Source organism: Pontiella sp. (assembly GCF_041622395.1).
Taxonomy (GTDB): domain Bacteria; phylum Verrucomicrobiota; class Kiritimatiellia; order Kiritimatiellales; family Pontiellaceae; genus Pontiella.
The window spans coordinates 1-8,219 of sequence record NZ_JBFJYW010000178.1; the positions used below are offsets into that span (position 1 = coordinate 1).

Annotated in this window: 8 protein-coding genes; 3 read left to right on the top strand and 5 right to left on the bottom strand. The window is 58.8% G+C overall.

Annotated elements, in window-relative coordinates; genetic code table 11:
* Both ABYO54_RS10870 and ABYO54_RS10875 read right to left on the bottom strand, forming a co-directional pair.
* On the bottom strand, positions 1 to 267 hold a 267-nt coding region (locus ABYO54_RS10870), incomplete at its 3' end, for a hypothetical protein (RefSeq protein ID WP_372808273.1).
* 291 nt (positions 268 to 558) lie between these two features.
* Positions 559 to 1,650, bottom strand: coding sequence for a DUF481 domain-containing protein (locus tag ABYO54_RS10875; RefSeq protein WP_372808274.1), 1,092 nt, complete (start codon positions 1,648 to 1,650; stop codon positions 559 to 561).
* 382 nt (positions 1,651 to 2,032) lie between these two features.
* Here ABYO54_RS10875 and ABYO54_RS10880 point away from each other — a divergent pair, with 382 nt between their 5' ends.
* The 3 genes from ABYO54_RS10880 (at position 2,033) to yciH (ending at position 4,577) form a co-directional block, all read left to right on the top strand.
* Complete coding sequence (locus tag ABYO54_RS10880) at positions 2,033 to 3,355, top strand: DEAD/DEAH box helicase (RefSeq protein WP_372808275.1); 1,323 nt, start codon at positions 2,033 to 2,035, stop codon at positions 3,353 to 3,355.
* Positions 3,348 to 4,178 carry a S1 RNA-binding domain-containing protein gene (locus ABYO54_RS10885; RefSeq protein ID WP_372808276.1) on the top strand — a complete coding sequence of 277 codons (831 nt, stop codon included), beginning with the start codon at positions 3,348 to 3,350 and terminating at the stop codon, positions 4,176 to 4,178. Before ABYO54_RS10880 ends, ABYO54_RS10885 begins: the two co-directional genes overlap by 8 nt.
* Positions 4,179 to 4,247: 69 nt before the next feature.
* Positions 4,248 to 4,577: a stress response translation initiation inhibitor YciH gene (gene yciH, locus ABYO54_RS10890; RefSeq protein ID WP_372808277.1), complete on the top strand. Its 330-nt coding sequence runs from the start codon at positions 4,248 to 4,250 to the stop codon at positions 4,575 to 4,577.
* Positions 4,578 to 4,615: 38 nt separating this feature from the next.
* On the opposite strand, the gene pcnB is transcribed toward yciH, so the two are convergent.
* The 3 genes from pcnB to ABYO54_RS10905 all read right to left on the bottom strand — a co-directional run.
* The gene (gene pcnB, locus ABYO54_RS10895; RefSeq protein ID WP_372808278.1) at positions 4,616 to 5,830 is read right to left on the bottom strand and encodes a polynucleotide adenylyltransferase PcnB; all 1,215 of its coding nucleotides are present in this window, start codon (positions 5,828 to 5,830) and stop codon (positions 4,616 to 4,618) included.
* Between the two features lie 87 nt (positions 5,831 to 5,917).
* Positions 5,918 to 6,289 carry a DUF4186 family protein gene (locus tag ABYO54_RS10900; RefSeq protein ID WP_372808279.1) on the bottom strand — a complete coding sequence of 124 codons (372 nt, stop codon included), beginning with the start codon at positions 6,287 to 6,289 and terminating at the stop codon, positions 5,918 to 5,920.
* Between the two features lie 171 nt (positions 6,290 to 6,460).
* Positions 6,461 to 8,219: efflux RND transporter permease subunit (locus ABYO54_RS10905; RefSeq protein WP_372808280.1), on the bottom strand; the 1,759-nt coding region annotated here is incomplete at its 5' end.

Consider the following 8,219-nt stretch of genomic DNA (forward strand, 5'->3'; position numbering starts at 1 on the left):
CACCGCCGCATTATCGATGTGATGGATGCGTGTGCCGCCGCCGGGGTCAGTAGCCTGACCTTCAGCAAGTCGATGTAGTTCTCCGCAGGAATACCGTTTCAACGCAAAGGCCGCGCTCTCCCAGCGCGGCCTTTTTTGTTGGTGGTCGGTCCTGTTGTGCGGGTTTTTCCGGGGCCGTTGCATCACGCGGTGCGCGCTGGACAGATTCCATGGGAATGGCGTTTCCCGGAGCAGGGCAACGGGATTCCAGAACGGGAACTGCCGCACAGTCACTTACTCCGGCGGGTGAGCGGGACAGAGACGTAAGGTCGTTTAGCAATTGTAGGGAGGGAACGGTTGAAGACGTTGGGTCGCATTCACCGACCTCGCTTCGCGTCCCGCCGCAGCTTTCTGGGCTGAAATGCAGTTTGCGGTTGTGGATGAACTGCGCGACAGAGGCGGGAAGGTCTCGCAGACTCAACCATTTACGCCCTACAATCCTTTATCGAGTGCCATTCGGGACAGAGACTTCTTTGTCTCCCATCTGGGGGTATCAGAGGTTCCAATGTCGGATTTAGGCTAAAACTTGTAGAGCAGTTTGGTGAGCACGGCCCGGTCGTAGTAGCCTTTGTCGTCGTAATACACCTCGGTGTCGCGGTCCAGCCGGTATTCGATCTGAAGAAACAGGTCTTTAACCAGCTTGTTTTCGAGCCCGGCGGAAAAAACCGAGTGGTAGTTTTCAAGGTCGCCGAGGTGGGTGTATTTCTGGATGAAGGTCAGCGTGTTGATCAGCTGCCACCGCAAGGATTCGTCGAAGATGAATTTCGGTTCCTCGATGGAGAGGGTTTCGGTGTCGTCATCGATCAGCCGGTCGTACATGTGGTAGCCGCCGCCGGCCGAAGTCGTGAGTTGGAACTGGGCATGGGAGACCCACTTGATTCCGAACTCGGCGGTTTGGAGATATTCGTCTTCGATTTGCCGGCGGTAGTCGCGCTGGTAGACGGTCTTGGCGGAGGCGAAATAATTATCGTTCTCGAACGAGTGCTTGTATTGTTGGGTGAGGTTCAGGAAGTCGTCGTATTTTTTCAGGTCGCTTTCGCTGTAGCGGTAGGTGCAGTTCCAGTCCACGTTGTTGCGGTCGCCCTTCCACTTCAATTTACCGTTGAGCAGGTAGGTTTCGAACTCCTCTTCCTTGATCACTCCGCTTTGGTTCGAGGTGGTGCTTTGGCGCATGGCAAACGACAATGCGGCTTCGCCGCTCCAGCGTTTCTTTTCCCGGGATGTGTCCTCGTCCGGCGGCCCCGGGGGTTCGTTGCGTGCGAAGGACTTGGCTTCGGGGTTGCGCGATGGCGGCGCTTCGCCGTCCGGGGATGCATCGTTCTCCGGTTCCGGGGATGCATGGTCTTCCGCTTCCACGGAGGATTCTTCCAGTGCATCGGCAGGAACCTGTATCTCCCCGAGTTCTTCGGTTCGAATCTGGATCTTGGCAATATCCCGGGTGCTGAGGCTCACGGATCCAAACGCGCTGGAGCGCAAGAAAACATGCTGGGCGTCTTGTTGCAGGATTTTTCCCGAAAGCACATCGCCGTTTTTAAGCACAACGGTATCCTGCGCAAGCCCGGTTGTGGCGGCGGCCATGAGGGAAACAAGTATTCGAAGCATATTCTTCATGAAATAATCTGGGACCTTTTTTTGAAAACTCCGGGGAAGCTATCGGTTTGTTTTTTTTCGGTCAATATCCTCCCGATAAAAACGGTTTTTAAACAAGACGTCCCGCATGTGGAGTCTTGGACGTTCGTTGATCGGCCAATTCCCCGGATCAGAAGGGGGCGGGGCTCTGCTTTCCAGTCGGCCAGGGCTCGCCTGAATGGAGACGATGGACGAATGGGCGCCAGCCTCATGCAAGGCCGTTGGGATGAGGGCTTGACTCCGGCGGGTTCTGCCTGTAGAAACCCGCACTCATTCATGGACCGCCATTTGGGCAACGTCCTTTTTTTCTTCACTCCACCGGCGGCGAGCAGAAAAATATTTATTCGCCGGATAGGAAAAACATATGAAGAAAGAAAACGACCTTCGGGGCGTCTTCGGCCAATTGCGTCCCGAAATCGGACAAGCTGTTGCCGAAGCAGGCTACCACACACCATCCCCCATCCAAGAACAGGCCATCCCTCCTTTGCTGGAAGGCCGCGACATGATCGGCTGCGCCCAGACCGGCACCGGAAAAACGGCCGCCTTTACCCTGCCGATCCTTCAATATCTCGCGAATCGCAAAACGGGCCCGGTTAAGGACAAGCCCGCCGTGCTGGTGCTGGCTCCGACCCGCGAGCTCGCCGCCCAGATCGGTGAGAGTATCAGTAAATACGGCAAGCACACCAAAACGACCCATACCGTGATTTTCGGTGGCGTGGGGCAGAATCCGCAGGTCAAGGCGATCCGTCGCGGGGTCCATATCCTGGTCGCCACTCCGGGCCGCCTGCTGGACCTGATGAACCAGCGCTGCGTCGATCTCTCCAGTATCGAAATCTTCGTGCTCGACGAAGCCGACCGCATGCTCGACATGGGCTTTATCAACGATATCAAGAAGGTCATTGCAAAGCTGCCCGCCAAGCGGCAGTCGCTCTTCTTTTCCGCCACCATGGAACCGAAGGTGAAGCAATTGGCCGAGTCGCTGGTGACCAACCCCGCCCAAGTCGCCATCGAGCCGGAAAAACCCGCCGTCGAACGCATTACCCAGAAGGTGATGTTCGTCGATAAAAACAGCAAAGAAGAGCTGATCATGCAACTGATGGCCAGCAAGAAGCTCGACAAGGTGATCATCTTCACCCAGATGAAGCATGTGGCCAACAAGGTTGCCCGCAAGCTCGAGGGCGTCGGCATTGCGGCCGCGGCCATTCATGGCAACAAGAGCCAGTCGGCCCGCACGCAGGCTTTGGCCGACTTCAGGGTGGGCAAGGTGCGTGCGCTGGTGGCGACCGATATCGCCGCGCGCGGCATCGACGTGAAGGAAATCTCGCACGTCATCAACTTCGATATGCCCGTGGAACCCGAAACCTATGTGCACCGGATCGGCAGAACGGCCCGGGCCGGGGCGGAAGGCGACGCCATTTCGTTTTGCAGTGCCCAGGAGCGCGACTATCTGCGCGCCGTTGAAAAGCTGGTCCGATTCGAGATCCCGGTCGACCTGAAGCATAGTCTCCATTCCGAAAGATCGATGAATGCAACGGGCGATGATGCCAAGCCCGGCCCGAAGGTCCGCCAACAGCGCGGCAAGGTGACCGTGGGCGCCGATGGCAAGCCCAAGAGCACCCGCAAGGGCCAGCGGCCGAGCCGGGTCCAGAGTCGCCGCTCGAACCCCCGGAGACGGAACAATGGTTGAAGTGGGGAAGCTCAATCGGCTGGCGGTTTCCCGAAACTCTGATTTCGGACTGATCTTCGATGGGTTGCAGCTGGGCGAAATCCTGATGCCCAAGCGCTATGTTTCCAAGGCGTGGAAACCCGGCGACAAAATCGAGGTGTTTGTCTTCCTCGATTCGGAGGATCGCCTCACCTGCACGACCGAACGGGCCAAGGGCCAGGTCGGGGAGTTTGTTCTGCTGCGCTGCAAGGAGAATACGCCGATCGGCGCCTTCATGGAGTGGGGGCTGCCAAAGGACCTCTTTGTGCCGTTCCGCGAGCAGCGGATCAAAATGCGCAAAGGCGAATCGTATCTGGTCTATATCTATTTCGACAAAGCCAGCGGGCGCATCGTGGGATCGTCCAAGCTCGATAAATATCTCGCCTCCTCCCGGCGCTTCTACAAGAACGGGGAAGAGGTGGATCTGATCGCCTGGCAGAAGAGCGACCTGGGCTACAAGTTCATCATCAACAACGAGCGGTGGGGCATGGTGTTCCACAACGAGGTGTTCCAGGCGCTTGAGCGGGGCCAAAAGCTCAAGGGCTACATCAAGAATGTACGCCCCGATGGGCGGATCGATCTCTCCCTGCAGAAGCCCGGCTATGAGAAGGTTACCCTTCTGACCGACCAGATCCTGGATTGCCTCAAGGCAAACGAGGGGTTCATCCCGGTCACGGCCAAGACGCCGCCGGAGCAGATCAACGCGTTGTTCGGCGTGAGCAAGAAGACCTATAAGAACGCCATTGGCGCGCTATACAAGAAACGCCTGATTGCCATTGAGGAAGAGGGCGTTCGCTTGGTTTGATTCCGGCTCGATGACAGGAGCGGCATCTCCTCCTGCCATCCGGTCTAAATGAACGCATGAGGACGAACAATGAACGGCTTCGATGATTTGGACATCGTTTTTTCCACCGACAAGGGGCGGATCAAGCCCGAAAAGAAACCGCAGGCCGCGCCCAAGGGCGACGGCATCGTGCGTGTCGGCCGCGAAACCAAAGGGCGCAAGGGCAAGGGGATGACCGTGGTTGCGGGCGTCCCGTTGCATCCCGAGGGGCTCAAGGATCTCGCCAAAACGCTCAAGCAAAAGTGCGGTACGGGTGGAACGGTCAAAGGCCGTACCATCGAAATCCAAGGCGACTTCCGCGATCTACTCGTCGCCGAGCTCCAATCCATGGGATACACCGTCAAAAAGTCCGGGGGCTAGGCGCTTCGCCGCGGCCTTGAAGACGGGCGAGTTTCGGCTCAAGCCTTCGCCCGGCGGATATCCGACCAGAATTCGAGCTCTTGCTCGTGGCGATGGTGCGCCTTGGAGGCAAACTTGAAGTAGAGGAAGGCATCCAGGAAACCGCGGCTCTGCATGAAGCGCTGCGGTTTTCTGCCCTTGGTCCGCTCGAAGCGCGGCTGGTTGACCATGATGTCCGACACCTGGTAAATAACGTTTTTGGGAACGCGCACGTTTTCGCACATGGCCTTGAGGTGGCCGTGCACGGCGTTGCGGGCGGCGTCTTGCGGCGCTTGGCCCCCGTTGACGAGTTGCTGGGTCAGGTGTTCGTGGTATTCGCCGAAGATCAGGGCGAAAAGCAGGGCGGGGTGGACCCGTAGTCCGGCCTGCCGCCAGCGGTCCATCTGTTCGAGGGTCTGGAAGACCCAGTCGTGCCGCTTCTTGTCTTCGTCGATCCAGTGTGAAAAATCGTGGAACATCGGGTGCAGCAGGTCGGTCCGCTCCAGCCACTGGAACACCTCTTTGGCATGGCCGCAGAAGAAGAGTTTCTGAACCTCCTCGTACATGCGCGACGGGGAGGCATGCGATAGCAAATCCTTGTTGCGGCAGATCGAATCGTAGGCCTTTTCTTCGATGTCGAAGCCCAGGGTTCCCGCAAAGCGCGCGGCGCGGATCATGCGCACGGGGTCTTCGGCAAAACGTTTGTCGGGTTCGCCGATAACGCGGATCATCCGCTTTTCCAAGTCATCGAGTCCGCCCGCATAGTCGATCACGCTGAAGTCCGCGATGTTGTAGAAGAGGGCGTTGATCGTGAAGTCGCGCCGCATGGCGTCCTCTTCCGGCGTCCCGAAAATATTGTCGCGCATCACGATGCCCGTGTCGTCCGCCCGGAAGGTGTTTTCGCCGTGGATGGTGTCGTCGGCATCGTCCGGAACCGGGGCCCGGAAGGTCGAGGTTTCGATGATTTCCCCGCGGAACAGCACGTGCGCCAGCCGGAAGCGGCGGCCCACCAGCCGGCAATTGCGGAACATCCTGCGGATTTCCTCCGGGGTGGCGTTGGTCGCGACGTCGAAGTCCTTCGGGTTGCGGTTGAGCAGCAGATCCCGAACCCCGCCTCCTGCCAGGTAGGCGGTATAGCCTTCGTCCTTAAGGCGATAGAGTACCTTGACGGCGGCGGAGCTGATGTTTTTGCGGCTGACGTTGTGGTCGGCTCTCTTGATTACGGTTGGTTCCATAAGCGGGACACATTATTCCAAGGTTCGATGCGAAAAAAGAAAAAATCCACCGTGTGGTGGATTTTTCAAGTGCGATGACGGGGCGGGTTAAGTATCGAGATGCTCTTCGATCCAGTGAAGAATCGTATCGACGATCAACTCCACTTCGTCGCCGGTGAGCTCGCGGCCCTTCTCGTAGCCGAAAAATTGTTCGACGGCCGTGCGGTCGTTGCAGCCGCAGGCGTGCTGGGCGATGAAGACCGGGTGGCCTTTGGTCGGGGTCTGGCGCCCGTCGTTTTTCGGTTTTGCGGGGGCGAGGCGTTTGTTGACGAAATCGGTCGCGTGCAGGCGCAAGATATCCATGCCACGGGAGGTGACGTATTCCTGTTCCGGTTCCCCCAGCACGAACTTTTCCAATCGGCCGTCTTCCGACAGTTTTTTCTTAAGCTCGTTCCAGTCCTTATCTGATAATTTTCCCACAATGTAATCCTCGTTTGAATTTCGACCGAAGTGCCATAGCATATACAGGCATATGGTGAAACGCAAGCCTCGGCATGCCAGAAAAGTAGCAAAATTTACTAGAGGAGGCGGGCGGCGGTTTCCGGCGGCTTGGACGCGCCGCCACCGAATCGGGACTGCCGCGATTCAAGCCTAGTCTTTCCCGATCACGATGTGGCGCTTGAGAAACGCGGCGAAGGAGTCGGCCATACTGTACATTAGCGGAACCAGCACCAGCGTCAGCAGGGTGGAGACCGCCAGGCCGAAGATGACCGCGATGGCCATCGGCGCCCACCAGGCCGAGGTTGCGCCGCCCGTGGCGAAGCGGAAGGTGTGCACGTCGAAGCTCAACCCGATCGCCATCGGGATCAGCCCGAGAATTGTGGTGATGGCGGTCAGCAGGACGGGGCGCAGCCGCAGCCGCCCGGCGTGTACCACCGCCTCGCGGGTGTCGAGCCCCTTGGCTTTCATCTGGTTGATGCAATCCACCAGCACGATGGCGTTGTTCACCACGATCCCCGCCAGGCTGATGATGCCGACGCCCGTCATGACGATGCTGAAATTCATGCGCGTCAGCAACAGCCCCCACATCACGCCGATGATCGACAGGATGATGGAGAGCAGAATGACGAACGGCAACATGACCGAGTTGAACTGGAGTACCAGCACCACCACGATCCCGGCCAGGGCCAGGAAGAACGCCTTCGATAGAAACGCGGTCGACTCCTCTTGGTCTTCCTTGTCGCCCGTGTATGCGATGGAATAGCCGGGGGGAAGTTTGATGCAGTCGACGATCGGGACGACGTCGGCGAGCAGCTCGTTCGATTCCCGGCCATCCTTGTTGCCGGAAACGGTGATGACGCGCTTCTGGTTCTTGCGGCGGATGACGCCGCGTCCGGAGGTGTATTCGAACCGGCCAAGCGACGAGAGCGGCACGGGTTCGGCATCTTGCACCGGGATATAGATTTCGTCGAGCAGGTTGAACTGCCCGCGGGACGCGAGGGGCAGCCGGACGGTAATGTCGAATTCGTCCTCTCCCGCCCGGAACTTGCGGGGCGATTCGGTGCCATAGATCGCGGTGCGCAGGAAAAACCCGATCGTCTCGGTGTCGAGCCCCAGCACGCCGGCGCGCTTGCGGTCGACGATGAACTGCAGCTCGGGCAGGGCGCTTTCATAGTTCGAGCGCAAATCCACCAGTCCCGGAACGGTGCTGATGCGCCGCTCGACCTCGGTGGCGATATCGTTGAGCTGTTCCAGGTCTTCCCCGGCGATTTCGATGTTGACCGGCGGCTGTTGGGGCGGGCCCTCTTCGAACTGGTCGATCTTGATCTCGACGCCGGGAATCTGGCCGATGCGATCGCGGAACTGCTGGATCAGCTCGGACGTCTTTCCCGCGCGCTCCTTTTCATCGACGAACTTGATGTAGATCGAGCCGAGGTAGGTGCCGCCGCTCCCCTCCGAAAAGCCGCTGCCCACGCCTTGGCCCGTGGTGGCGAGGATGAACTCGATGTCGTCGAGATCGCGGATGGAGGCCTCCACGCGGCGCATGATGGCATCGGTTTTCTCGATGGCGGTGCCTTCGGGGTAGCGGACTTCGATCTGGGCGGCGCGCGGTTCGGTGTCGACGAAGAGCGTTACGCCCTTGCCGAAGCGGCCGTAGAGCTGGGAACTGAAAACGAGGAACAACACGCTGATGAACAGCAGGGCCCCGCGGTGGTTCAAGGCGCTGCGAAGCAATGCTTCGTAGGAGCGGACAAACGGATGGTGTTCCGTCCGGTCGTCGTCGAAGTTGCGTTTGCCGCGCTTGATCAGCACCGAGCAAATCGCGGGGTTGATCACCAGCGCAACGAAGAGCGAGGAGGATAGGGTGATGATGAGGGTCTGCGGGATATAGCTCATGAACTCGCCCATG